This window comes from Pseudomonas sp. NPDC089569 (genome assembly GCF_050280625.1).
Classification (GTDB): domain Bacteria; phylum Pseudomonadota; class Gammaproteobacteria; order Pseudomonadales; family Pseudomonadaceae; genus Aquipseudomonas.
In genome coordinates this window covers 1-23635 of record NZ_JBNNVQ010000096.1, presented here as the reverse complement: position 1 = coordinate 23635, position 23635 = coordinate 1, and the positions used below count along the sequence as shown (strand labels likewise).

Here is a 23635-nt window from a genome sequence, read left to right as displayed (position 1 = left end):
CGTCAAAGAGGCCATGGGCAGCCAGGTCTGCTCGGTCTATCTGCTTGATCCCGAGACCAACCGTTTCGTGCTGATGGCCACCGAGGGCTTGAACAAGCGCTCGATCGGTAGGGTCAGCATGGCCCCCAATGAAGGTCTGGTTGGCCTGGTCGGCACGCGTGAAGAACCCCTGAACCTTGAGAACGCCGCGGATCACCCGCGCTACCGCTACTTTGCCGAAACCGGTGAAGAGCGCTTCGCCTCGTTCCTCGGGGCGCCGATCATTCACCACCGCCGCGTTGTCGGCGTGTTGGTCATCCAGCAAAAAGAACGCCGCCAGTTCGATGAAGGCGAAGAAGCCTTCCTCGTGACCATGAGCGCCCAACTCGCCGGGGTAATCGCCCACGCCGAGGCCACGGGCTCCATCCGTGGCCTGGGCCGCCAGGGCAAGGGTATTCAGGAAGCCAAGTTCGTCGGCGTACCGGGTTCGCCTGGTGCGGCGGTCGGTACGGCCGTGGTCATGCTGCCTCCGGCCGACCTGGACGTGGTGCCCGACAAGGCCATCACCGACATCGATGCCGAACTCGGACTGTTCAAGACAGCCATCGAAGGCGTGCGTGCCGACATGCGCGCGCTGTCCGCCAAGCTTGCGACGCAGTTGCGCCCTGAAGAGCGCGCACTGTTCGACGTCTACCTGATGATGCTCGACGACGCGGCGCTGGGCAGCGAAGTGACCACGGTGATCAAGACCGGTCAGTGGGCCCAGGGCGCACTGCGCCAGGTGGTCACCGATCACGTCAACCGTTTCGAATTGATGGACGACGCCTACCTGCGTGAGCGCGCCTCCGACGTCAAGGACCTTGGCCGGCGCCTGCTGGCCTACCTGCAGGAAGAACGCCAGCAAACCCTGGTCTATCCCGACAACACCATTCTGGTCAGTGAAGAACTGACGCCGGCCATGCTCGGCGAGGTGCCGGAAGGCAAGCTGGCGGGTCTGGTTTCCGTACTCGGCTCGGGTAACTCCCACGTGGCGATCCTGGCGCGTGCGATGGGCATCCCGACGGTCATGGGCCTGGTCGACCTGCCGTATTCCAAGGTCGACGGCATCCAGATGATCGTCGACGGCTACCACGGCGAGGTGTACACCAACCCCAGCGACGTGCTGCGCAAGCAGTTCGCCGAAGTGGTCGAGGAAGAGAAACAACTGGCCCTGGGCCTCGACGCGCTGCGCGATCTGCCGTGCGTCACGGTCGACGGGCACCGCATGCCGCTGTGGGTCAACACCGGCCTGCTGGCGGACGTGGCACGGGCGCAAAAGCGCGGTGCCGAAGGTGTCGGGCTGTATCGCACCGAAGTGCCGTTCATGATCAACCAGCGCTTCCCGAGCGAAAAGGAACAACTGGCGATCTACCGCGAGCAATTGGCCGCGTTCCATCCGCAACCGGTCACCATGCGCACGCTGGACATCGGCGGTGACAAGGCGCTGTCGTACTTCCCGATCAAGGAAGACAACCCCTTCCTTGGCTGGCGCGGCATACGCGTTACCCTCGATCATCCGGAGATCTTCCTGGTACAGACCCGCGCCATGCTCAAGGCCAGCGAGGGCCTGAACAACCTGCGCATTCTGTTGCCCATGATTTCCGGTACCCATGAGCTGGAAGAAGCCCTGCACCTGATCCACCGTGCCTGGGGCGAGGTGCGCGACGAAGGTTGTGACGTGCCAATGCCGCCGGTTGGCGTGATGATCGAAATTCCGGCAGCGGTGTATCAGACCAAGGAGCTGGCGCGGCAGGTGGACTTCCTGTCGGTGGGCTCCAACGACCTGACCCAGTACCTTTTGGCCGTGGACCGAAACAACCCGCGAGTGGCCGACCTCTACGACTACCTGCACCCGGCCGTATTGCAGGCCCTGCAAACCGTCGTGCGCGATGCCCACGCCGAAGGCAAGCCGGTCAGTATCTGCGGTGAGATGGCTGGTGATCCGGCGGCTGCGGTGCTGTTGATGGCGATGGGCTTCGACAGCTTGTCGATGAACGCCACCAACCTGCCGAAAGTGAAGTGGATGCTGCGCCAGATCAATCTGAGCAAGGCCCGGGAACTGCTGGCCGAACTGATGACCATCGACAACCCGCAAGTTATCCACAGCTCGCTGCACCTGGCGCTGAAGAACCTCGGGCTGGCGCGGATGATCAATCCGGCGGCTATCAAGCCGCTCTGAATCTGCGGTGCGCTCTTCGCGGGCAAGCCTCGCTCCTACAGGCCAATCGGTCCTCTGTAGGAGCGAGGCTTGCCCGCGAAGGCGTCAGTCCAGGCACCCTAAATCCTGATCTCCACTTCCCCGAGATGCCCGCCAAAGGGGCCGAAGCTCCGCTCGACCAGGTGCCGTGTGCCATCCGCGTGCACAATCAACGCCGTACTTGCCCGGGTCCCGTAGCTCTGGCTGGCAATGAACACGCTCGACAGCAATGTTTCGGTGGCCAGGCCGACGCCGGTGTCCGGCAGTTCGGCGAATGGTGCTTGCTGCGCATCGCTCAGTAGCGCCAGTAACGCTTGAGGCTGGGGATCTTCCAGCACTTCGCTCAACGCAGCCTTGGCCTTGAGCAGTTTTGGCCACGGCGTATCCAGCCCGGCATTCGACACACCGTAGACACCCGCAGGCAGCATCACTGCCTCCGACTCCCGCGCATTGAAGTGCCAGAGTTCGTTGTTGTTGCCAACCAACAGGTTAAATCCACCGTACTCCGGCGAACGTGCGACAACATCGCTCAAATAGTCATCTATCGACTGTTCGCCGCCGAGAAAGCGCGCCACCAGCTCACCGCGCGATTTGCGCCCCGGCGGTCGATGAGGATCGCGAATGTTGGTCAGTGCGGCGAAGCGTCCGTTGGCCCCGACGCCGAGCCAGGTGCCGCCGGCCTCCAGGTCGCGCCCCGCGTAGATCTGCGCAGCTTCCGGCCATCGCGCCAGCGGCAGGGTGGGGCGGGCATAGAACTCGTCGCGGTTGGCCGCCACGATCAGCGGTTGGGCATGACCCGGTCGCCAGGCGAAAACAATCAGGCACATAAGGCATGTCCTTGTGTGTTTTTTGTCCACTCTACGCAGTCATGGTGCGGGTATCCATCGCCATCCAGTGGAGCCCGAGGCCATGCATCCGTTAACATGCCGCTCCGGTTCTGGGGTTGGGTGGGAAAACAGCATGGAATTTCTGCTCTATCTGGCGCTCGGCGCCTGTGCCGGTGTGCTGGCCGGGCTGTTCGGCGTCGGCGGCGGGATCATCATCGTGCCGGTGCTGGTGTTCAGTTTCAAAGCGCAGGGGTTCGATCCTTCGATCCTGACGCATCTGGCCGTCGGTACGTCGCTGGCGACGATCATTTTCACTTCCGTCAACGCGGTGCGCGAGCATCATCGCCGCGGTGCCGTACGTTGGCCGATTTTCGTCTGGATGACCCTTGGCATCCTGATCGGTGCCGGTTTCGGCGCAATCACGGCCGAAGCGATTTCCGGACCCAACCTGCAGAAAATCATCGGTGTGTTTGCCCTGGTGATTGCCGCGCAGCTGGCGCTGGACCTCAAGCCCAAGGCCAGTCGAACGGTGCCGGGTAAAGTCGGTCTGACCGTAGCCGGCAGTGTGATCGGTTGGGCCTCGGCGATTTTCGGCATTGGCGGTGGTTCGCTGACCGTACCGTTTCTGACCTGGCGCAGCGTGCCGATGCAGCAGGCGGTCGCCACATCGTCGGCCTGCGGCCTGCCGATCGCTTTGGCAAGTGCATTAAGTTTCATGATTCTGGGCTGGCACGATCCTCAGTTGCCGGCTCATAGTCTCGGTTTCGTTTACTTGCCGGCCTTGTTGGGCATTGCCCTGACCAGCATGTTTTTCGCCCGCATCGGTGCACGGCTTGCCCACAAGCTTTCGCCGAAGTTGCTGAAAAGACTGTTTGCCGCTTTGCTGTTTTGCGTTGGTCTGAACTTTCTAGTCTGAAGCATCTGCTCTGACGCACGGCGCAATCCTGGCTTAATCCCGAGGTGGCAGCGTCACCGGGGAAATTTTGAAGATTTGAACTCTAACGAGGAGTCGCAATGCTGCCTTACCCGCAGATTGATCCGGTGGCCGTTGCCATCGGTCCCCTGAAAATCCACTGGTACGGTCTGATGTACCTGATCGGCATCGGTGGCGCGTGGTTGCTGGCGTCGCGCCGGTTGAACCGCTTCGATCCGACCTGGACCAAGGAAAAACTCTCTGACCTGGTGTTCTGGCTGTCGATGGGGGTGATTGTCGGCGGGCGGCTGGGTTATGTGCTGTTCTACGATCTGAGCGCTTACCTTGCCAACCCGACGCTGATTTTCGAAGTGTGGAAGGGCGGCATGTCGTTCCACGGCGGCTTTATCGGCGTGATGCTGGCGGCCCTGTGGTTCGGCAAGAAGAACAACAAGACGTTCTTCCAGTTGATGGACTTCGTCGCCCCCATGGTGCCGATCGGCCTGGGTGCCGGGCGCATCGGTAACTTCATCAATGCCGAATTGTGGGGCAAGCCGACCGACGTGCCGTGGGCAATGATCTTCCCGCCGTTCAGCGATCCGGCGCAGTTGCCGCGTCACCCCTCGCAGCTGTACCAGTTTGCCCTGGAAGGTGTGGCGCTGTTCCTGATCCTGTGGCTGTTCTCGCGCAAACCGCGGCCAACCATGGCGGTTTCTGGGATGTTCGCGCTGTTCTACGGCATTTTCCGTTTTATCGTCGAATTCGTCCGCGTACCGGATGCGCAACTGGGCTATCTGGCCTGGAACTGGCTGACCATGGGCCAATTGCTGTGCGTGCCGATGATCGTTGGCGGTCTGCTGCTGATCTGGCTGGCGTACCGCCGTGCCCCGGCAGCCCCGGCGGCAGCGGTTTAAGCCACTGCGCACTTCATTCGAATCCCGCAGCAGCGGCTGCGGGTTCAAGGACACAGGTAACTCATGAAGCAATATCTCGAACTGGTCGCCCACGTCATCAAGAACGGCACCAAGCAGGCCAACCGTACCGGCGTGAACACCATCAGCTTTCCCGGTGCGATGTTGCGTTATGACCTGCAGGAAGGTTTTCCGGCGATCACGACCCGCAAACTGGCCTTCAAATCAGCCATCGGTGAGATGTGCGGTTTTCTGCGCGGGGTGAACAACGCGGCTGAATTCCGCGCGCTGGGCTGCAAGGTCTGGGACCAGAATGCCAACGAAAACAGCCAATGGCTGGCTAACCCGTTCCGTCAAGGTGAAGACGACCTTGGCGAAATCTACGGCGTGCAATGGCGCAAATGGCCTGCGTACAAGCAGATCCCGGTCAGCAACCCGGCCGCCATCGAGCAGACACTCAAGCAAGGCTACCGCCAGATTGCGCAAGGCGAAGAGGACGGCCAAGCCTATGTGGTGCTGTACAAAGCCATTGATCAGGTTCGCCAGTGCATCGACACCATCATCAAGGACCCGGGCAGCCGCCGCATTCTGTTCCACGGCTGGAACTGCGCCCAACTCGATGAGATGGCGCTGCCGCCTTGCCACTTGCTGTACCAGTTCCACCCGAATGTCGAGACCAAGGAGATTTCCCTGACCCTCTACATCCGCTCCAACGACCTGGGCCTGGGTACGCCATTCAACCTGACAGAAGGTGCGGCGCTGCTGAGCCTGATCGGTCGCCTGACCGGCTACACGCCGCGCTGGTTCACCTATTTCATCGGCGATGCGCACATCTACGAAAACCATCTGGACATGCTCAACGAACAGCTCAAGCGCGAGCCGTTCCCGATGCCCAAATTGGTGATTTCCGACCGTGTGCCGGAGTTCGCCAAGACCGGCGTGTATCAGCCGGAGTGGCTGGAGCAGGTAGAACCTGGCGATTTCTCGCTCGAAGGCTACGAGCACCACGCGCCGATGACAGCGCCGATGGCGGTCTGAATCAAGCACCGCTACGCGGTGTTCGCGGGCAAGCCTCGCTCCTACAGGTGGGTGATCCGTAGGAGCGAGGCTTGCCCGCGAAGGCGTCCTCAATGCCCATGACTTCTCCCAACATGGGAATGCTCCACCTCTGTTGCAACAACCCCGCCACTCACTTCCAGCCTCTGCAAAATCCCGCATTGATCGACCTCCGGCCCGCCACCGCAACGCTGGCGCAGGTCGAGCAGTTGCGCCTGCAGGGCCAGCAGGCCGTCGATTCGTGCCTTGACGTGGTGGATGTGTTCGTCGATCAGCGCATTGACGCTTTCGCACTGATCCTGCGGACTGTCGCGAAATGCCAGCAGGCTGCGGATTTCTTCGAGGGTCATGTCGAGGGTGCGGCAATTGCGGATGAAGGTCAGGCGCTCGGCGTGGGCCTGGGTGTAGACGCGGTAGTTGCCGTCGCTGCGTGCCGGTTCCGGCAGCAGGTTTTCGCGTTCGTAGTAGCGGATCGTTTCAACGGCGCAATCCGTGAGTTTCGCCAGTTCTCCAATCTTCATGACGACAATCTCCAAAAGGGTGCTTGACCCTATAGTGGCTACAGGGTCTTTACTTGGCAACAGGTACTCTTATGGACGCAACCAATGAGCGATTCCCTGCACACCCACAAACCCGAAGAGGCTTGCAGCAGTAAATTCAAGCCCGTGACTGCCCATGTTCATGGCGGCCATGGCGATTCCTGTTGTTCGTCGAAAACCGTGACGCCTGCGCTGATCCAGCTGAGCGAAGCGCCTACGGCAGATGCACGCCTGAGCCGCTTTCGCATCGAGGCCATGGACTGTCCGACCGAGCAGACGCTGATTCAGAACAAGCTAGGGAAACTGACCGGCGTACAGCAGCTGGAGTTCAATTTGATCAATCGGGTTCTGGGCGTCTCCCACAACCTGTCGAGTACCGCACCGATCATCGAGGCCATCAGCTCCCTCGGCATGCAGGCCGAGCCCCTTGAACAGGGCAGCGAAGCGCCGGCGCCGGCGACCGTGAAAAAGTCCTGGTGGCCGCTGGCGCTGTCCGGTGTGACTGCACTGGCGGCCGAGGTTATTCACTTCACCGGTGCCGCGCCGAACTGGGTGGTGGCAATCATCGCCTTGATATCGATTTTCAGTGGCGGTCTGGGCACCTATAAAAAGGGCTGGATCGCCCTGAAAAACTTCAACCTGAACATCAATGCCTTGATGAGTATCGCGGTGACGGGGGCGATCCTGATCGGCCAGTGGCCGGAAGCGGCGATGGTGATGTTCCTGTTCACCGTGGCCGAGCTGATCGAAGCCAGGTCGCTGGACCGCGCACGCAACGCCATCAGCGGCCTGATGCAGATGACCCCGGAGCAGGCGACCGTCTTGCAGGCTGACGGCAGTTGGGTTGAGCAAGACGTGAAAAGCATCGGGCTCGGCGCGCGGGTGCGGGTGCGTCCTGGTGAGCGGATCGGCCTGGACGGCGAAGTGCTGGCAGGCAACTCGACCATTGATCAGGCGCCCATCACCGGTGAAAGCCTGCCGGTGGAAAAAGCCATTGGCGACAAGGTCTTCGCCGGCACGATCAATCAGGCCGGTTCACTGGAATATGCGGTAACGGCGGCGGCGAATCATTCGACCCTGGCGCGAATCATCCATGCCGTCGAACAGGCCCAGGGCGCGCGGGCGCCGACTCAGCGATTCGTCGACAGTTTCTCGAAAATCTATACCCCGACGGTGTTCGCCCTGGCCCTGGCAGTGGCGGTGATTCCACCGTTGTTCATGAATGCGCTGTGGTTCGACTGGATTTACCGTGCGCTGGTGCTGTTGGTTGTCGCCTGTCCCTGTGCCCTGGTGATCTCTACGCCAGTGACCATCGTCAGCGGCCTGGCGGCTGCGGCACGCAAGGGCATTCTGGTGAAGGGCGGCGTTTATCTGGAGGGGGGGTACAAACTCGATTATCTGGCCTTGGACAAGACCGGCACCATTACCCACGGCAAGCCGGTGCAGACGGACTATCTGTCGCTCGATCCCACCGCCGATGCCTTGGCCCCGGCCATCGCGGCGGCATTGGCCGGCCGTTCGGATCACCCGGTGTCGCGGGCCATCGCCAACGCGGCTGTGGATAAACAGTTGGCCCCGCTGCTTGTGGATAACTTCGAGGCGCTGGGCGGTCGCGGGGTGCGCGGCCGGATCAACGGCCAGCTCTACCATTTGGGCAACCATCGTCTGGTCGAAGACCTTGGGCTGTGTTCGCCCGCGCTGGAAGACAAACTGTTCGCCCTGGAAAAGCAGGGTAAGTCAGTGGTGCTGTTGCTTGACCGGTCCGGTCCACTGGCGCTGTTTGCCGTGGCGGATACAGTGAAAGAGAGCAGCCGCGAAGCGATTCGACAACTGCATGATCTGGGCATCAAAACCCTGATGCTGACCGGTGATAACGTCCATACCGCCCAGGCGATTGCCGCGCAGGTCGGCATCGACCAGGCCCAGGGCGATCTGCTGCCGACCGACAAGCTGCAAGCCATCGAAGCACTTTATGCACAGGGTCATCGTGTGGGGATGGTCGGCGACGGCATCAACGATGCACCGGCGCTGGCGCGATCGGAGATTGGTTTCGCTATGGCCGCTGCGGGTACCGATACCGCCATCGAAACTGCGGATGTCGCCCTGATGGACGACGATCTGCGCAAGATTCCGGCGTTCGTTAATCTGTCGCGGCAGACGTCCAGTGTGCTCAAACAGAACATTGCGTTGGCATTGGTCATCAAGGCGATCTTTCTTGGGGTAACCTTCGCCGGGCTCGCTACCATGTGGATGGCGGTGTTCGCCGACATGGGTGTGAGCCTGTTGGTGGTGTTCAACGGTTTGCGCCTGTTGCGCAAATAAACGAAGAGGGATGTTTGTGCTGAGTGCCGAGCTGAAGGCGTTTTACATGGTTGCCCGTCTGGGCAGCATTACCCTGGCAGCGAAAAAGCTCGGCCTGAGCCAGCCCACGGTGACGACCCAGATCCGGCATCTGGAAAGTCAGTACTCGGTGGAGCTGTTCTACCGCGGTGGCCGCCGCCTGAGCGTCAGCGAAGAAGGCGCGCGGCTGCTGCCGATGGTCAAGGCGCTGATGCAGCAGGAGGCCGACATCGAGTTCTTCCTGCGTAACAGCGGCCAGCTCCAGGGCACGTTGCGTATCGCCGCCACGGCGCCGTATTACATCCTCGATCTGGTGAAAACCTTCCGCGAGCGCCTGCCGCAGGTGGAGGTATCGGTAGAGATCGGCAACTCCCAGCAGGTACTCGAAGCCCTGGAGGAGTATCGGGTCGATGTCGCGGCCTCATCGCAGTTGCTTGAGGATGCACGGTTGATTCGCCGGGTGCTCGGTAGCGATCCGCTGGTGCTGGCCGTGCATCGCAATCATCCGCTGGCGGTCCATGATCATGTGCAACTTGGTGCGTTGGCCGGGCATACGTTGTTGATGCGCGAGCCGGGCTCGACCACCCGTCGCCTGACCGAAGAGTTACTCGCCGGCGCCGGAGTGAGTGTCGGGCCATTGCTGGAGATCGGCAGCCGCGAGTCAATCCGGGAAGCCGTGCTGCGCAACATCGGCATCAGCCTCATTGCCCGTCAGGAAGTCCCCCACGATCCGCAGTTGCGGGTGCTGACCATCGAGGGGGCACCCTTGCTGCCGGAGTACCTGTACTGCCTCAAGGAGCGAAAAGGCGCACGGCTGCCGGCGGCGTTCCTGGGGGTCGCACAGGAAATGGCCCCGGCCTGAAATCTTCGTTGCCTTCACTGGCCTCATCGCGAGCAGGCTCGCTCCCACAGGGGAGCGCGGTCGAATGTGGGAGCGAGCCTGCTCGCGATGGCGTCAGTCCGAATACTACTTTCGGTCGTTTGATCGTTCCCACGCTCTGCGTGGGAATGCAGCCCGGGACGCTCTGCGTCCCAAGAGCCGAACGCGGAGCGTCCGTGGAGGCGTTCCCACGCAAAGCGTGGGAACGATCAGGGGGGCAGAGTGAACCAAAATCTCCGAATACCACTATCGGCGGTTTTTGCCTTACTGCCACATGACGGACGCATTACAACTCTAGGATGGCCTTCATCTGTTAGATGAGGTCCGTCCATGAACAACTCGATCACAACTGCCCTGACCAATCCCGGCGTGCCGATGAAGGTGCGCGGCGTGCAAAAGCGTTTCGGCGCTTTTACTGCACTGGATAACGTGTCGCTCGACGTGGCGGCCGGTGAATTGGTGTGCCTGCTGGGGCCTTCGGGTTGCGGTAAAACCACCTTGCTGCGCTGCATCGCCGGACTTGAGCGGCAGGATGTTGGCGAGTTGTACCTGGGCGACCGCGACGTTTCTCACCTGGCACCCCAGGCGCGGGACTACGGCATTCTGTTCCAGTCCTACGCGCTGTTTCCCAATCTTACGGTCGAAGCGAACATCGCCTACGGCCTCGCCGGCAGTGGTCGTGATCAAGTCCGTCAGCGGGTCGGTCAGATGCTGGAGTTGGTCGGCCTGAGCGGCAGCGAGAAAAAGTACCCTGGCCAGTTGTCCGGCGGCCAGCAGCAGCGGGTGGCTTTGGCACGGGCGCTCGCGCCTTCGCCTTCGCTGTTGCTGCTCGATGAGCCGATGTCGGCACTCGATGCCCGTGTCCGCGAGCACTTGTGCACCGAACTGCGCCAACTGCAACGCGAGCTTGGCATCACCACCCTGATGGTCACCCACAATCAGGATGAGGCCATGTTGATGGCCGATCGCATCGCTGTGATGAACAACGGCAAGGTCGAGCAGTTCGCCACGCCGCAGGAAATCTATGACCGCCCGGCCACGCCATTCGTGGCCGAATTCGTCGGCCAGGGCAACTGGTTGCCGTTCCATAGTGGCAGTGGCAGCCACGCGCAGGTCGGCGGGATGAACCTGCGTCTGGCCGATGGCAGCGCCAAGAATGCCTCGGGCCGTTTGTTCTGCCGCCCGGAAGCGATCAACGTCAACCCGATCGTGCACGAAGAAAACCTGTTCCCGGCCAGGGTCCGCGAAATAACCTTCCTGGGCAATCGCTGCCGCATGAGCTTCGAACTTGATCAACTGCCGGGCCATGCCTTGCTGGCCGAGCTGGCGCCTGAAGCCATGCCTCGCCTCGGTGCCCAGCAGATCATGGTTGCCTTGCCACCGCGCAGCCTGCAGGTGTTTGCCTGATGAGCGCGAACATTGCGCTGCCGCTGCCGCGAAAGCAGGTTCGGCAAGTCTCGCGCGCCGAAGTTGGCGACCGGATCTTTGTGCTCGGCGGCAAGGTCCTCCTGCTGGTGTTGCTCGGCATCGCCGTGTTGATGCCACTGTTGGCGATTTTCTGGCGTGGCTTCAGTTCCGAGGCCGGGCAGGGTGGTGGCTGGTTGGCCGCGCGTGAGTTGGTCACCAGTGCCAATTTCCACTGGCTGCTGGGTAACAGCCTGAAGGTGTCCCTCAGTGTCGCGGCCATTGTCGTCCCCTTGGCCTACCTGTTCGCCTACGCCCTGCAACGTACGTTGATTCCGGGTAAAGGCCTCTGGCGAGGCATTTCGCTGTTGCCATTGATGGCGCCGTCGATGCTGCCGGGCATTGCGCTGGTTTATCTGTTCGGAAACCAGGGCATGTTGCGCGGTTTGCTCTCGGACAACATCTACGGTTTCTGGGGCATCGTTCTGGGCGAGGTCATCTACACCTTCCCGCATGCCTTGATGATCCTGCTGTCGGCGTTGTCCCTGGCGGATGCGCGACTGTTCGATGCCGCCTCCAGCATGGGCGCCAGCCCCGCCAAAGCCTTTCGCAGCATCACCTGGCCTGCGACCCGTCAGGCGGTGTTCGCGGCGTTCTGTCTGGTGTTCACCCTGACCGTTACCGACTTCGGCGTGCCTGTGGTGGTCGGTGGCGACTATCAGGTGCTGGCGCTGGAGGCTTACAAAGCGGTGGTCGGTCAGCAACAGTTCGGACGTGGTGCCTTGATCGGCATGGTGCTGCTATTGCCGGCGCTGTTCAGCTTCGGTGTCGATGCCTGGTTGCGTCGGCGTCAGGGCGACTCCATGAGCGGTCGGGCGCAAGTTTTCAAACCGGCACCGTCGAAAAAGCGCGACGGCTTCTATTTGGCCATCGTGTTGCTGATCTGCGCCGCATTGTTGCTGGTGTTCGGAATGGCGGTGTTCTCGTCCCTGGTGAAATTCTGGCCATACAACCTGTCGCTGTCGCTCAACCACTACCAGTTCAACGACACCGCCGGCGGTGGCTGGCTGGCCTATGGCAACAGCCTGAAGATGGCCTTGTACACGGCGCTGATCGGCAGTGTGCTGATCTTCACCGGCGCGTACCTGATGGAAAAGACCAAGGGCCAACGCGGGCTGAATCTGACCCTGCGCATGCTCAGTTTCGTACCGATGGCCGTGCCGGGTCTGGTACTGGGGCTCGGGTATGTCTTCTTCTTCAACCTGACGGGCAACCCGCTGCACGTGCTGTACGGGACCATGTCCCTGTTGGTGGTCTGCACCATTGCGCACTATCTGACCACTGCGCAAATGAGCGCCACCACCGCACTGCGCCAACTCGACGCCGAGTTCGAGGCCGCCGCCCTGTCGCTCAAGGCGCCGCTGTATCGGCATTACCTGCGGGTGACCGTGCCGATCTGCCTGCCAGCGCTGCTGGACATCGTGCGCTACCTGTTCGTTTCGGCTATGACCACCGTCTCGGCGGCGATCTTCCTCTACAGCCCCGACACCATCCTCGCGGCGGTGGCGGTGCTGAACATGGATGACGCCGGCAACGTCGGCGGCGCGGCGGCGATGTCGACCCTGATTCTGTTCACCTCGGCGGGTGTGTCCCTGCTGCTGGCCTGGGCTTCGCGCGGTTTGTTGCGCCGCTCGCAAGCCTGGCGGCAGACCGCGCCCGGTCATTGATTGCCTTCTCTTGAAACCGAAAGCCCCCTCAACTCATAAAACAGGAAAAGATCATGTTCAAGCCTATGGCCCTGGCCGCTGCTGTACTCACCGCTTTTAGCCTGAATGCGTACGCTGCGAAAACCGAGTTGACGGTATACACCGCCCTCGAAGCCGAACAACTGACTGCTTACAAAGCGGCATTCGAAAAAGCCAACCCGGACGTTGAAATCAAGTGGGTACGTGACTCCACCGGCATCATCACCGCCAAACTGCTGGCCGAGAAAGAGCGCCCGCAGGCTGACGCCGTCTGGGGCCTGGCCGCTTCGAGCCTGGCGATCCTCGATCAACAGGGCATGCTGCAGAGCTACGCTCCGAAAGACCTGGGCAAGATCGGTGGCAACTATCGCGATGCCGCAAACCCGCCAGCCTGGGTCGGCATGGACGTCTGGGCCGCGACCATCTGCTTCAACACCGTCGAAGCCGAAAAGCAGGGCCTGACCAAGCCAGTGAGCTGGCAAGACCTGACCAAGCCTGAATACAAAGGCAAGATCGTGATGCCGAACCCTGCGTCGTCCGGCACCGGCTTCCTCGATGTCAGCGCCTGGTTGCAGACCTTCGGCGAGAAGCAGGGCTGGCAGTACATGGATGACCTGCACCAGAACATCGGCCAGTACGTTCACTCCGGCTCCAAGCCTTGCAAACTGGCTGCCGCTGGCGAATTCCCGATCGGCATTTCCTTCGAATACCCGGCCGTTCAGCTGAAGCGCCAGGGCGCACCGCTGGACATCATCCTGCCGAAAGAGGGCCTGGGTTGGGAAATCGAAGCCACGGCGGTCATCAAGGGCACGCCACACGAAGATGCCGCGAAGAAACTGGCCGACTTCTCCGCCAGTCCAGAGGCGATGGAACTGTACAAAGAGAACTTCGCCGTCCTCGCCCAGCCTGGCATCGCCAAGCCGCAGACCGAGCTGCCGGCCGACTACGAGCAGCGTCTGATCAAGAACGACTTCTCCTGGGCTTCGAAGAATCGCGACGAAATCCTGACCGAATGGCGCAAGCGCTATGACGGCAAGTCCGAGAAAGTGGCGGCCAAGTAAGGTCGTCGCTGTCTGACAGGGCCTCATCGCGAGCAGGCTCGCTCCCACATTGGAATGCGTTTCCCACTGTAGGAGCGAGGCTTGCCCGCGAAGACGGTCTACCATTGAGCACAAATCTCACTGCATAGAGAGACCTCTGATGGACCGTACCGAACAAACTGTTGCCAAGGTGTTCGCGCTATACGAGCGCTTTGGCGACAGCGACTACATCGGCGAGCCGGTGTCGCAGATCGAGCACATGTCCCAGGCCGCGCAATGTGCAATGGCCGAAGGTTTCGATGACGAAGTGGTGCTCGCTGCATTCTTCCACGACATCGGGCACATCTGCGCCGAAGGCGCGGAAAACATGGGCGGCTTCGGCGTGGTCAGCCATGAACGGCTCGGTGCCGATTACCTGCGCAATGCCGGTTTCAGCGAGCGCATGGCGCGGTTGGTGGAGTACCACGTTCAGGCCAAGCGCTATCTGACACTCAGGGAGCCGGGGTACTACGAACGCTTGAGCGAAGCCAGTCGCCGGACCCTGGAATATCAGGGTGGGGTGATGACGGCAGCCGAAGCCGACACCTTCGAACAGGACCCGTTGTGCGCCGTCAGCCTGCGCATGCGCCAGTGGGATGAACTGGCCAAGGAGATGCATGTGCCGGTGATCGATCTGGAGATATTGAAGCGCAAGGCCGTCAGCGTCTTGTCTCGCGAGGCCTGCTGACCGGTCCTACGGCTTTTGCCGAAACGTTGCATGGTTTGCCTTGATGGCAGGGCTCAAGCTGAGCTTTTCACCAGGAGGCAAATGGATGCGCTATTTAAAAGTGATTGCACAGGATCGTGACGGCAGCGGGACGGCAGAGACGCTTCACTATGAGTTTTATGAAGACGATGCATTCCTGCGCGATGCGACGGACGCCGAGATTCTGCTGCTCAGGACCTTCGGCACCAACTACTTGAAATGCAGATGGTTCAACGAGGGGGAGGGCGAGGAGCGGCATCTGCGCATGTTCTCGCTGAACCCGTCCGGCGACGGCACACCGGAGTCGGTACGTCTGCATTTTCATGAGGGGCCGGTCATTGCCTATAAGGCAGCGGTTCATGACCTGGATAACGACGGCACCTTCGAGGTGGTGTTGTGCTCCGATGTCGACAACGACGGCCGGGCGGATCGCACGGATCGAACCCGCGTAAATGCCCTGGTGCGTGAGTTCATGAAACTCGGCTGGCAATAACCCACCCCTGTACTGTAGGAGCGAGCATGCTCGCGATGGACGACAGAGCACCGCGGGGTATCAGGCAACCAGCGTCATCGTTTACGACCATCGCGAGCATGCTCGCTCCTACAGTTGCTGCGCCAATACCTCAATCTGCTCCTGGCGTTCGGCCTGATTCAACTTCGCATGCGCATTGAGCGATGACCACTGCGGATGCGCGCGGGCCTTGCTCAGCGGTTCGGGCAGTTTGCCGTCGCGCCAGGTCTTGTCCTGGGGAGTGGCCACCTGGATGCTGTCCATCGCGGCGTGACCACGGGCATCCAGCGCTTGCAGCAGCTGGCGTTGGCGCAGCGCCAGCAGTCGCAGCACATTGTCGTCGACGGTCAGTTCGCGCTGGCCCTTGATCTTGCCCAGCAAGCGATTGCCGTAACTGCGCGCTGTCTGCAGGGCACCCCCGGCGATGGCCCCGGCCAATGCAGCGGCACCCAGCGTCAGGCCGCCCACCAGCAAATCGACCCCGGCTCCGGCTGCCGCGCCCGCCGCTATCCCGCCACCGACCCGCACGCCCAGCAGCTTGAGGGTTTCAGGGTTGAACAGGTCATCACCCCAGCGGCCATCGAGCAGCGGCAAATCGCTGGCAGCGGCGTCCTCCGGGCGAAAGGCGTAAAGCTTGAGCAGAGCCTCGACGCAGCGTTGTTCCCGATGACGCACCGCCTGGCGCAATTCGCTGACGGCCTGTTGTTCCTGTGAGGCTTCGCTGACCACGCTGCGCCGACAGGCCGCACAATCGATCAACAGCTCTGCAATCAGACGCGCCGCACTTTGCTGGCGTGCCTGCCGTTGCGCCAGTTGGTCAGCGATCAAACGCTCAAGCTGCGGACGGGCATGTTCCAGCAACAGCGCAAGACTTTCATAGAGCCGACGCTCGCCATCCTCGGGCGGCGCGACGCTGTCGAACCGCACCAGCGCATGCAAGCCCAGGCGTGCCAGCGCTTCACGCCACGCCGGTTCCCGGTGATTGGCGCTGCTGACGAAATTCAACACCGGCAACAGCGGCTTGCCGCAACCGGCCAGCACTTCCAGTTCGTCACGGTATTTGGCCAGCACCGGCTCGCGGGCGTCGATCACGTAGAGGCCGGCATCGCAGGTCAGCAGTTGCCGCAGCACCTTGGCTTCCTGTTCGAAACGCTGTCGCGCCTCGCTGCCTTCAAGGAATCGCGCCAGGCGCGCCGGACCGTCGAGGCGTTCACCAGGGCGCTCCAGGCGCTCAAGGTAATCGAGCAGGGCGATGGCGTCTTCCAGGCCTGGCGTATCGAAGAGGTCGAGCAACGGTTCGCCGTCCACCGACAACCGCGCACCTTCGACGTGACGCGTGGTACTGGGGCGATGGGACACTTCGCCGAATCCGACATCCCGGGTCAGGGTGCGCAGCAACGACGTCTTGCCGACATTGGTGTGGCCGACCACGGCCAGTTTCAGCGGCGTTTTCCTGGCTTCAGTCATGACCGGTCTCCAGCCAGCTCAGAGGCGCGCTGTCGGCGAACGACAGCTCGAGCTGTTGCAGTGCCGCATGCCAGTCACCAAGACGTTCGGCATCCAGCGCTTCACCAGGCGGGGCCTGCAGTAACCAGACGCGGGTGGTGCCGGCGTTGCGCGCCAGTTCGGCGATCAGCGCCAGGCTGCCGCGATCCGGCGAGCGCCGAGGGTCGCAGGCGATTGCCAGGCGGGCCGGAGGAAAGCGACCGAGTTGCTCCAGGAGTTTGTTGCGCGATTCGCGGCTGTCGAGGATGCCGGCATTGCTGACGCTTGTCGGTAGATGGGGTGGCCATGGACGTTGGTCGTCCAACTCGATGGCCACCAGCAATGCACCTTCGCTTCGCGCTTCACTGGCACCACTTTCAACTCGATGAAGTTGCTCGGGCGCCGTGTCGCTGATGCCCAGTCGCTCACTGGAGGGCATCAGACGTTCGCGCAGATTTGCGTAACCGGGCAGATTCAAATCCAGTTGCAAGGCTGCCTGGCCGGACTTCCAGCGCCACAGGCAGAACAGCGCCAGCAACAGGCGCGGCACCACGCCGTACACCACCAGCACGCCCACCAGCCATGCCGCCCAGGTTTGGCGGGCGCTCTCAATGTTCAGCGCGGCATCGCCGCTGGCGCGGATCATCTGCTCGGTCGGCACGCCGAACCCCAACAACCCCGGCAGGGCGCCGAGGGCTTGGGTCAGGGCGACAAAGGTGTCGCCACCGAGGATGGTGGTTTCCCAGACAAACCCATAGCGCCGGGTGGCCAAAAGCGTCAGCAGCATCGCCAGCGCACTGAGCATTGCCAGCAGCCACAGGGCGTTGACCAACACGCCAATCGCCCAGCGATTGAGTTTGTGCCGTTGCAGCAGCAGGAGCAGGGCGGGGGCCAATTGTGCCGCCTTGGCGTCCCGGGCGAGTTTCTCGCTGAGCCACAACCACAGGCGCCCCAGGCTGGCGCCGTGTTCACCGGCAAACACCAGGCCCAGGGCCCAGCTCAGCAGCAGGATCAGGTTGAGCCCGAGCAGACTACCCAGGGCCCAGAACACGTTCACCGGCGTTTGCCCGTCGCCCAGCGCGGCGAAGGCCAGGCCGGCACCGCTGATCACGGCCAGCACGGCGAGGACAATCAACGCCAGTCTTGCGCCCTGCAACCAGTGATTGAGTGCAGTACTCAAGCCATCACGCTCGGCCAGCCACAAGGCACGACGCAAGATGCGTGTCGGCAGATCGCCACCCGCGTTGCGAGCAAGGCGGTTGGCTTCCAGATCTTCCAGCGGGCCTGCGTGCTCTTCACGCAAGCGGATGGTTTCTGTCAGCCAGAGGTTGTTCAGTTCAGTCACGCGGCATCCCGTCGCTTGGATTGAGCTGTGAGCATAACCGCTGTGGCGCTTATCTGGGCGCGGTAGCCTCTGGTATCCTCGCCGGCATGACTAAATCACTCCCCCTCAGCCTGATCGCAGCCCTCGGTGAAAACCGTGTGATCGGCGTCGACAACAGCATGCCCTGGCACTTGCCGGGGGACTTCAAGTACTTCAAGGCCACCACCCTGGGCAAGCCGATCATCATGGGGCGCAAGACCTGGGACTCGCTCGGGCGGCCGCTGCCGGGTCGCCTGAACATCGTGGTCAGCCGTCAAGCGGATCTGGTGCTGGAAGGCGCGGAAGTTTATCCGTCGCTGGAAGCCGCTGTTGTTCGTGCCGAGGAATGGGCCAAGGAGCAGGGCGTCGATGAGCTGATGCTGATTGGCGGGGCGCAGTTGTATGCGCAAGGTCTGGCGCAGGCTGATCGCTTGTACCTGACGCGTGTGGCGTTGAGTCCGGAAGGGGATGCGTGGTTTCCGGAGTTTGATTCGCAGGATTGGAAGCTGATTTCCAATGTGGAAAACCCGGCGGTGGATGACAAACCGGCCTACAACTTCGAAGTCTGGGAAAGAGCTTAAAAGCATCGCGAGCAGGCTCGCTCCCACATTGGATCTGTGAGCGACACAAATCCTCTGTGGGAGCGAGCCTGCTCGCGATAGCGATCTGTCAGGCGCGGATCAAGCCTGCACCAGTTCCGCATGCTCCTCGGCATTCAGCAATTCTTTATCGGTCTGCTGCATCACCTGACTGGTAATCGCCCCCGCGGTGATCGAACCACTCACATTCAACGCCGTACGGCCCATGTCGATCAACGGCTCGACCGAAATCAGCAACGCCACCAATGACACCGGCAAGCCCATCGCTGGCAGCACGATCAGCGCGGCAAAGGTCGCACCGCCGCCCACCCCCGCCACACCAGCCGAGCTGAGCGTCACAATGGCCACCAGCGTCGCGATCCACAACGGGTCCAGCGGGTTGATGCCCACGGTCGGCGCCACCATCACCGCCAACATCGCCGGATACAACCCAGCGCAGCCGTTCTGGCCGATGGTTGCACCGAACGAAGCGGCGAAACTGGCGACCGACTGCGGGATACCCAAACGGCTGGTCTGTGCTTCGATGCTCAGCGGGATCGTCGCCGCACTCGAACGGCTGGTGAACGCAAAGGTCAGCACCGGCCAGATCTTGCGGAAGAACCGCAGCGGGTTGATCCCGGCGGCCGATACCAGCAGGCCGTGGACGACGAACATCAGGCCCAGACCGATGTAGGAAACGACCACGAAACTGCCGAGCTTGATGATGTCTTGCAGGTTGGAACCTGCCACCACTTTGGTCATCAGTGCGAGCACGCCGTACGGGGTCAGCTTCATCACCAGCCTGACCAGGCGCATCACCCAGGCTTGCAGGGTGTCGATGGCGTTGATCACTTTCTGACCTTTTTCCACATCATCCTTGAGCAGTTGCAGGGCGGCGACGCCAAGGAATGCAGCGAAGATCACTACGCTGATGATTGAGGTCGGCTTGGCTCGTGCCAGATCGGCAAACGGGTTTTGTGGAATGAACGACAGCAGCAGTTGCGGCACATTCAGGTCGGCGACCTTGCCCGCGTAGTCGGTCTGGATGGTCTGCAGGCGAGCCATTTCCTGGCTGCCGGCCACCAGACCTTCAGCGGTCAGGCCGAACAGGTTGGTCAGGCCGATGCCGATCAACGCGGCGATGGCCGTGGTGAACAGTAGCGTGCCGATAGTCAGGAAGCTGATCTTGCCCAGTGACGAGGCATTGTGCAGGCGGGCCACGGCGCTGAGGATCGAGGCGAATACCAGCGGAATGACGATCATCTGCAACAATTGCACGTAACCGTTGCCCACCAGATCGAACCAGCCGATCGAGGCTTTCAACACCGGATTGCCCGTGCCGTAAATCGTATGCAGCGCCACGCCGAACACTACGCCCAGTACCAGCGCGAGCAGGACTTTTTTCGCCAGGCTGAAAGTGGTGTGGCGGGTTTGCGCCAGGCCGGCCAGCAGCACGAAGAACACCAGCAGGTTGAGAATCAGCGGCAGATTCATTGGAACTCCCATTAGACGTGTGCCAACTGCCTTCCGGGGCAGCTGCGAACGGGCAAGCCTAACAGCTTGAAAAATAATGGATTAATACCGAATACGTCTGGCGAGTGTCGTTTTTGGAATAAGAGGATGTCGCTTTCAGGTATGCATCTGGCGCGGAAGGCGCGTCGACGGTCGCTGACAGACGTGGACTGTCACACTTATTTGTTAGCGTCGATCCCTTTCAATCAGGGAGAAACGCCGATGAAGTTCGCACCGAAATTTCTGGCTGCCGCGCTGGGACTGAGCCTGGGCATGGGTCTTGTCCACCAGGCATTCGCGACCGATTTGAAGCACTGGCCGGCTGATCAGGCCAAGGCACTGGACGCCATGATCGCGGCCAATGCCAACAAAGGTAACTACGCGGTGTTCGACATGGACAACACCAGTTACCGCTACGACCTGGAAGAGTCGCTGCTGCCGTTCATGGAGAACAAGGGCCTGATCACCCGCGAGAAACTCGACCCCTCCCTGAAACTGATGCCGTTCAAGGACACTGCCGACCACAAGGAAAGCCTGTTCAGTTACTACTACCGCCTCTGCGAAGTCGATGACATGGTGTGCTACCCATGGGTCGCGCAGGTGTTTTCCGGTTTCACCCTCAAGGAACTCAAGGGTTACGTCGATGAAATGATGGCTTCCGGCAAACCGGTACCGGCCAGCTATTACGAAGGCGACGTGGTCAAGAACCTCGACGTCAACCCACCGAAAATCTTCACCGGCCAGCAAGAGCTGTACAACAAGCTGATGGAAAACGGCATCGAGGTCTATGTGATGACCGCTGCCTCCGAAGAGCTGGTGCGCATGGTCGCTGCCGATCCGAAATACGGCTACAACGTGAAGCCGCAGAACGTCATCGGCGTTTCGTTGCTGCTCAAGGATCCCAAGACCGGCGAGCTGACCACGGCGCGCAAGCAGATCACTGCCGGAAAATATGACGAGAAAGCCAACGTCGGCCTCGAACTGACCCCGTACCTGTGGACCCCGGCGACCTGGATGGCTGGCAAGCACGCGGCGATCCTGACCTACATCGATGAATGGAAAAAACCGGTCCTGGTGGGCGGCGATACCCCGAGCAGCGACGGTTACATGCTGTTCCACGGAGTTGACGTGGCCAAGGGCGGCATCCACTTGTGGGTCAACCGCAAGGACAAATACATGACCCAGATCAACGGCATGATGGCCAAGCACGCCGCGGCCCAGGCCAAGGAAGGTTTGCCGGTGACGGCGGACAAGAACTGGGTGATCGTGAAGCCGGAAGAAATTCAGTAAGACCGAGGCGCTTCAATCGCGGGCAAGCCCGCTCCCACAGGTTTTCGGGTGAAACATAAATTTTGTGAACCCCGAAGATCCCTGTGGGAGCGGGCTTGCCCGCGATGGGGCCTATCTGCGCAATGAAAGACTCCGCTTGAACGAAATTTCCTTACAGTCGCAACTTACACATTCTTGAGCAAGGGACTACGGCTAAGCCAGATTTCGCTGGCTTGTTCGCATAACACCTAGGCTCTACCGTTTGCCTGTCGCTGAACATCAGCGATCGGGTTTGGTAGCCCGGCTGTGTGTAGGGTTCGTGAAAGGAGTTTTATCTATGTTCAAGGTTTCCCCCGATCCCCATATCTCCGACAACCTGTCCGCCCGCATCAACGCTACTCCACGCAAACCCAGTCGAACCTTCATGATCGAACCCGGCCTCGATACCGAAACCCTGTTGGCGCACGCCTGCGAGTCCTTGGCATCAGCGAACGTCATGGCCAGCGATTTCGCCGCGCTGCTGGAAGGCTCGCAACGCGCCACGATGCTGGGCATTGCGCAGATCATCATGTTGGGCGAGCTGGCGGTTAATCAGGCACTGGACAACCTCGATCCGCAGGAATAGTCGCTATCCACTGTAGGAGCGAGCATGCTCGCGATGGTCGTCAACGATGACGCTGGCTGCCTGATACCCCGCGGCGCTCTGGCGTCCATCGCGAGCATGCTCGCTCCTACAGGGGAGAGTGAGCAGCAAAAAAATGCCCCGCAATTGCGGGGCATTTTTGTGGGCGATGGCTAAGGCTTAGAGGCCGTCGAGCATCGCCTTGTTGCGCACGGCGCCCTTGTCGGCGCTGGTGGCCAGCAGGGCGTAGGCCTTCAGGGCGGTGGTCACTTTGCGTGGACGCACTTCCACTGGCTTCCAGCCTTTTTTGTCCTGCTCAACCCGGCGCGCGGCCAGTTCTTCGTCGCTGATCAACAGGTTGATCGAGCGGTTCGGAATGTCGATCAGGACTTTGTCGCCATCCTGCACCAGGCCGATTGCGCCGCCAGCTGCCGCTTCAGGCGAAGCGTGGCCGATGGACAGGCCCGAGGTGCCGCCGGAGAAACGGCCGTCGGTCAGCAGGGCGCAGGCTTTGCCCAGGCCTTTGGATTTCAGGTAGGACGTCGGGTACAGCATTTCCTGCATGCCCGGGCCACCTTTCGGACCTTCGTAGCGAATGATGACGATATCGCCTTCCTTCACTTCATCGGCGAGGATGCCGCGCACTGCGCTGTCCTGGCTTTCGAAGATCTTGGCGTTGCCTTCGAACACGTGGATCGACTCGTCGACGCCGGCGGTTTTCACCACGCAGCCGTCCAGGGCGATGTTGCCGTACAGCACGGCCAGGCCGCCTTCTTTCGAATAGGCGTGCTCGAAGCTGCGGATGCAGCCGTTTTCACGGTCGTCGTCCAGGGTTTCCCAGCGGGTCGACTGGCTGAACGCGGTTTGCGTCGGGATGCCTGCAGGACCTGCCTTGAAGAAGTGGTGCACGGCTTCGTCGTTGGTCTGGGTGATGTCCCACTTGGCAATGGCTTCTTCCATGCTGCGGCTGTGCACGGTCGGCAGCTGAGTGTGCAGCAGGCCGCCACGGGCCAGGGAGCCGAGGATGCTGAAGATCCCGCCAGCGCGGTGCACGTCTTCCATGTGGTACTTCTGGATGTTCGGCGCCACCTTGCACAGTTGCGGCACCTTGCGCGACAGACGGTCGATGTCGCGCAGGTCGAAATCGATCTCGGCTTCCTGGGCCGCAGCCAGCAGGTGCAGGATGGTGTTGGTCGAACCGCCCATGGCGATGTCGAGCATCATGGCGTTTTCGAACGCCTCGAAGTTGGCGATGTTGCGTGGCAGTACCGACTGATCGTTCTCGCCGTAGTAACGCTTGCACAGCTCGACGATGGTGCGGCCGGCCTGCAGGAACAGTTGTTCGCGGTCGCTGTGGGTCGCCAGGGTCGAACCGTTGCCCGGCAGGGCCAGGCCCAGGGCTTCGGTCAGGCAGTTCATCGAGTTGGCGGTGAACATGCCGGAGCACGAACCGCAGGTCGGGCAGGCGCTGCGCTCGTACTCGGCGACTTTCTCGTCAGAAGCGCTGGAGTCGGCGGCGATCACCATGGCGTCGACCAGGTCGAGGCCGTGGGAAGCGAGTTTGGTCTTGCCGGCTTCCATCGGGCCGCCGCGCGGCCGGGATTATTCCGGCGGTGCTGCACTACTTCATGAAGTTCAGCGAGGACGTGACGGACGCCAATGTCGTCGACTACTTCCTGG

The 23635-nt window shown here is 61.4% G+C and carries 20 protein-coding genes and 2 pseudogenes; 16 read left to right on the top strand and 6 right to left on the bottom strand.

Annotated features, from left to right (window positions below; all coding sequences use genetic code 11):
- The coding region (gene ptsP, locus ACQKP2_RS25960; RefSeq protein WP_427580649.1) for a phosphoenolpyruvate--protein phosphotransferase at positions 1-2197 on the top strand (2197 nt) is incomplete at its 5' end.
- Positions 2198-2295: 98 nt separating this feature from the next.
- Here the strand turns inward: ptsP and ACQKP2_RS25955 are convergent.
- Entirely contained in the window at positions 2296-3042 is a 747-nt protein-coding gene (locus ACQKP2_RS25955) for an NRDE family protein (RefSeq protein ID WP_427580647.1), read from the bottom strand.
- Between the two features lie 133 nt (positions 3043-3175).
- Here ACQKP2_RS25955 and ACQKP2_RS25950 point away from each other — a divergent pair, with 133 nt between their 5' ends.
- The 3 genes from ACQKP2_RS25950 (at position 3176) to ACQKP2_RS25940 (ending at position 5904) form a co-directional block, all read left to right on the top strand.
- A complete protein-coding gene (locus tag ACQKP2_RS25950) occupies positions 3176-3958 on the top strand; it encodes a sulfite exporter TauE/SafE family protein (RefSeq protein WP_427580645.1) in 783 nt (260 codons plus the stop codon).
- A gap of 98 nt (positions 3959-4056) precedes the next feature.
- Positions 4057-4869 (top strand): prolipoprotein diacylglyceryl transferase, encoded by an 813-nt coding sequence (lgt, locus tag ACQKP2_RS25945; protein WP_427580643.1) that lies wholly within the window; start codon positions 4057-4059, stop codon positions 4867-4869.
- A 63-nt stretch (positions 4870-4932) separates the two neighbouring features.
- Entirely contained in the window at positions 4933-5904 is a 972-nt protein-coding gene (locus tag ACQKP2_RS25940; RefSeq protein WP_427580641.1) for a thymidylate synthase, read from the top strand.
- 89 nt (positions 5905-5993) lie between these two features.
- On the opposite strand, the gene cadR is transcribed toward ACQKP2_RS25940, so the two are convergent.
- Positions 5994-6443 (bottom strand): Cd(II)/Pb(II)-responsive transcriptional regulator, encoded by a 450-nt coding sequence (cadR, locus tag ACQKP2_RS25935; RefSeq protein ID WP_427580639.1) that lies wholly within the window; start codon positions 6441-6443, stop codon positions 5994-5996.
- 84 nt (positions 6444-6527) lie between these two features.
- On the opposite strand from cadR, the gene ACQKP2_RS25930 reads away from it, so the two are divergent.
- The 7 genes from ACQKP2_RS25930 to ACQKP2_RS25900 all read left to right on the top strand — a co-directional run bounded on the left by ACQKP2_RS25930 (position 6528) and on the right by ACQKP2_RS25900 (position 15108).
- Positions 6528-8783 carry a heavy metal translocating P-type ATPase gene (locus ACQKP2_RS25930; protein ID WP_427580638.1) on the top strand — a complete coding sequence of 752 codons (2256 nt, stop codon included), beginning with the start codon at positions 6528-6530 and terminating at the stop codon, positions 8781-8783.
- 16 nt (positions 8784-8799) lie between these two features.
- Entirely contained in the window at positions 8800-9663 is an 864-nt protein-coding gene (locus ACQKP2_RS25925; protein WP_427580651.1) for a LysR family transcriptional regulator, read from the top strand.
- 348 nt (positions 9664-10011) lie between these two features.
- Positions 10012-11088, top strand: coding sequence for a putative 2-aminoethylphosphonate ABC transporter ATP-binding protein (locus ACQKP2_RS25920; RefSeq protein WP_427580636.1), 1077 nt, complete (start codon positions 10012-10014; stop codon positions 11086-11088).
- Positions 11088-12812 (top strand): putative 2-aminoethylphosphonate ABC transporter permease subunit, encoded by a 1725-nt coding sequence (locus ACQKP2_RS25915; RefSeq protein WP_427580635.1) that lies wholly within the window; start codon positions 11088-11090, stop codon positions 12810-12812. Before ACQKP2_RS25920 ends, ACQKP2_RS25915 begins: the two co-directional genes overlap by 1 nt.
- A 53-nt stretch (positions 12813-12865) precedes the next feature.
- The gene (locus ACQKP2_RS25910) at positions 12866-13891 is read left to right on the top strand and encodes a putative 2-aminoethylphosphonate ABC transporter substrate-binding protein (protein WP_427580633.1); all 1026 of its coding nucleotides are present in this window, start codon (positions 12866-12868) and stop codon (positions 13889-13891) included.
- A 139-nt stretch (positions 13892-14030) separates the two neighbouring features.
- Positions 14031-14597 carry a phosphonate degradation HD-domain oxygenase gene (locus tag ACQKP2_RS25905; protein ID WP_427580632.1) on the top strand — a complete coding sequence of 189 codons (567 nt, stop codon included), beginning with the start codon at positions 14031-14033 and terminating at the stop codon, positions 14595-14597.
- Between the two features lie 85 nt (positions 14598-14682).
- Positions 14683-15108: a hypothetical protein gene (locus ACQKP2_RS25900; RefSeq protein WP_427580631.1), complete on the top strand. Its 426-nt coding sequence runs from the start codon at positions 14683-14685 to the stop codon at positions 15106-15108.
- Between the two features lie 108 nt (positions 15109-15216).
- Here the strand turns inward: ACQKP2_RS25900 and ACQKP2_RS25895 are convergent, their stop codons facing one another.
- Both ACQKP2_RS25895 and ACQKP2_RS25890 read right to left on the bottom strand, forming a co-directional pair.
- Positions 15217-16593 carry a GTPase/DUF3482 domain-containing protein gene (locus ACQKP2_RS25895; protein ID WP_427580630.1) on the bottom strand — a complete coding sequence of 459 codons (1377 nt, stop codon included), beginning with the start codon at positions 16591-16593 and terminating at the stop codon, positions 15217-15219.
- Positions 16586-17956 carry a DUF2868 domain-containing protein gene (locus ACQKP2_RS25890; protein ID WP_427580628.1) on the bottom strand — a complete coding sequence of 457 codons (1371 nt, stop codon included), beginning with the start codon at positions 17954-17956 and terminating at the stop codon, positions 16586-16588. The genes ACQKP2_RS25895 and ACQKP2_RS25890 overlap by 8 nt, the downstream gene beginning before the upstream one ends.
- An 86-nt stretch (positions 17957-18042) precedes the next feature.
- On the opposite strand from ACQKP2_RS25890, the gene ACQKP2_RS25885 reads away from it, so the two are divergent.
- On the top strand, positions 18043-18555 hold the full coding sequence (locus ACQKP2_RS25885) for a dihydrofolate reductase (protein WP_427580627.1): 513 nt from the start codon (positions 18043-18045) through the stop codon (positions 18553-18555).
- 99 nt (positions 18556-18654) lie between these two features.
- Here the strand turns inward: ACQKP2_RS25885 and ACQKP2_RS25880 are convergent, their stop codons facing one another.
- On the bottom strand, positions 18655-20046 hold the full coding sequence (locus ACQKP2_RS25880) for an L-cystine transporter (RefSeq protein WP_427580625.1): 1392 nt from the start codon (positions 20044-20046) through the stop codon (positions 18655-18657).
- Positions 20047-20286: 240 nt separating this feature from the next.
- On the opposite strand from ACQKP2_RS25880, the gene ACQKP2_RS25875 reads away from it, so the two are divergent.
- The 3 genes from ACQKP2_RS25875 to ACQKP2_RS25865 all read left to right on the top strand — a co-directional run bounded on the left by ACQKP2_RS25875 (position 20287) and on the right by ACQKP2_RS25865 (position 22132).
- Positions 20287-21354, top strand: a complete 1068-nt coding sequence (locus ACQKP2_RS25875; RefSeq protein WP_427580623.1) for a haloacid dehalogenase-like hydrolase — start codon at positions 20287-20289, stop codon at positions 21352-21354.
- A 316-nt stretch (positions 21355-21670) separates the two neighbouring features.
- Positions 21671-21958 carry a DUF6124 family protein gene (locus tag ACQKP2_RS25870; protein WP_427580622.1) on the top strand — a complete coding sequence of 96 codons (288 nt, stop codon included), beginning with the start codon at positions 21671-21673 and terminating at the stop codon, positions 21956-21958.
- Between the two features lie 24 nt (positions 21959-21982).
- Complete coding sequence (locus tag ACQKP2_RS25865; RefSeq protein WP_427580620.1) at positions 21983-22132, top strand: hypothetical protein; 150 nt, start codon at positions 21983-21985, stop codon at positions 22130-22132.
- Between the two features lie 3 nt (positions 22133-22135).
- On the opposite strand, the pseudogene ilvD reads toward ACQKP2_RS25865, so the two are convergent.
- Positions 22136-23545, bottom strand: a pseudogene (ilvD, locus tag ACQKP2_RS25860) (dihydroxy-acid dehydratase); the annotation flags it as partial.
- A gap of 2 nt (positions 23546-23547) precedes the next feature.
- Here ilvD and ACQKP2_RS25855 point away from each other — a divergent pair.
- Positions 23548-23635, top strand: a pseudogene (locus ACQKP2_RS25855) (hypothetical protein); the annotation flags it as partial.

Excerpts from the sequence above, each read along its gene's own strand:
- ACQKP2_RS25955 (WP_427580647.1), bottom strand. The coding sequence starts at position 3,042 with ATGTGCCTGATTGTTTTCGCCTGGCGACCGGGTCATGCCCAACCGCTG.
- ACQKP2_RS25950 (WP_427580645.1), top strand. The coding sequence starts at position 3,176 with ATGGAATTTCTGCTCTATCTGGCGCTCGGCGCCTGTGCCGGTGTGCTG.
- lgt (WP_427580643.1), top strand. The coding sequence starts at position 4,057 with ATGCTGCCTTACCCGCAGATTGATCCGGTGGCCGTTGCCATCGGTCCC.
- ACQKP2_RS25940 (WP_427580641.1), top strand. The coding sequence starts at position 4,933 with ATGAAGCAATATCTCGAACTGGTCGCCCACGTCATCAAGAACGGCACC.
- cadR (WP_427580639.1), bottom strand. The coding sequence starts at position 6,443 with ATGAAGATTGGAGAACTGGCGAAACTCACGGATTGCGCCGTTGAAACG.
- ACQKP2_RS25930 (WP_427580638.1), top strand. The coding sequence starts at position 6,528 with ATGAGCGATTCCCTGCACACCCACAAACCCGAAGAGGCTTGCAGCAGT.
- ACQKP2_RS25920 (WP_427580636.1), top strand. The coding sequence starts at position 10,012 with ATGAACAACTCGATCACAACTGCCCTGACCAATCCCGGCGTGCCGATG.
- ACQKP2_RS25915 (WP_427580635.1), top strand. The coding sequence starts at position 11,088 with ATGAGCGCGAACATTGCGCTGCCGCTGCCGCGAAAGCAGGTTCGGCAA.
- ACQKP2_RS25910 (WP_427580633.1), top strand. The coding sequence starts at position 12,866 with ATGTTCAAGCCTATGGCCCTGGCCGCTGCTGTACTCACCGCTTTTAGC.
- ACQKP2_RS25905 (WP_427580632.1), top strand. The coding sequence starts at position 14,031 with ATGGACCGTACCGAACAAACTGTTGCCAAGGTGTTCGCGCTATACGAG.
- ACQKP2_RS25900 (WP_427580631.1), top strand. The coding sequence starts at position 14,683 with ATGCGCTATTTAAAAGTGATTGCACAGGATCGTGACGGCAGCGGGACG.
- ACQKP2_RS25895 (WP_427580630.1), bottom strand. The coding sequence starts at position 16,593 with ATGACTGAAGCCAGGAAAACGCCGCTGAAACTGGCCGTGGTCGGCCAC.
- ACQKP2_RS25885 (WP_427580627.1), top strand. The coding sequence starts at position 18,043 with ATGACTAAATCACTCCCCCTCAGCCTGATCGCAGCCCTCGGTGAAAAC.
- ACQKP2_RS25880 (WP_427580625.1), bottom strand. The coding sequence starts at position 20,046 with ATGAATCTGCCGCTGATTCTCAACCTGCTGGTGTTCTTCGTGCTGCTG.
- ACQKP2_RS25875 (WP_427580623.1), top strand. The coding sequence starts at position 20,287 with ATGAAGTTCGCACCGAAATTTCTGGCTGCCGCGCTGGGACTGAGCCTG.
- ACQKP2_RS25870 (WP_427580622.1), top strand. The coding sequence starts at position 21,671 with ATGTTCAAGGTTTCCCCCGATCCCCATATCTCCGACAACCTGTCCGCC.
- ACQKP2_RS25865 (WP_427580620.1), top strand. The coding sequence starts at position 21,983 with ATGCTCGCGATGGTCGTCAACGATGACGCTGGCTGCCTGATACCCCGC.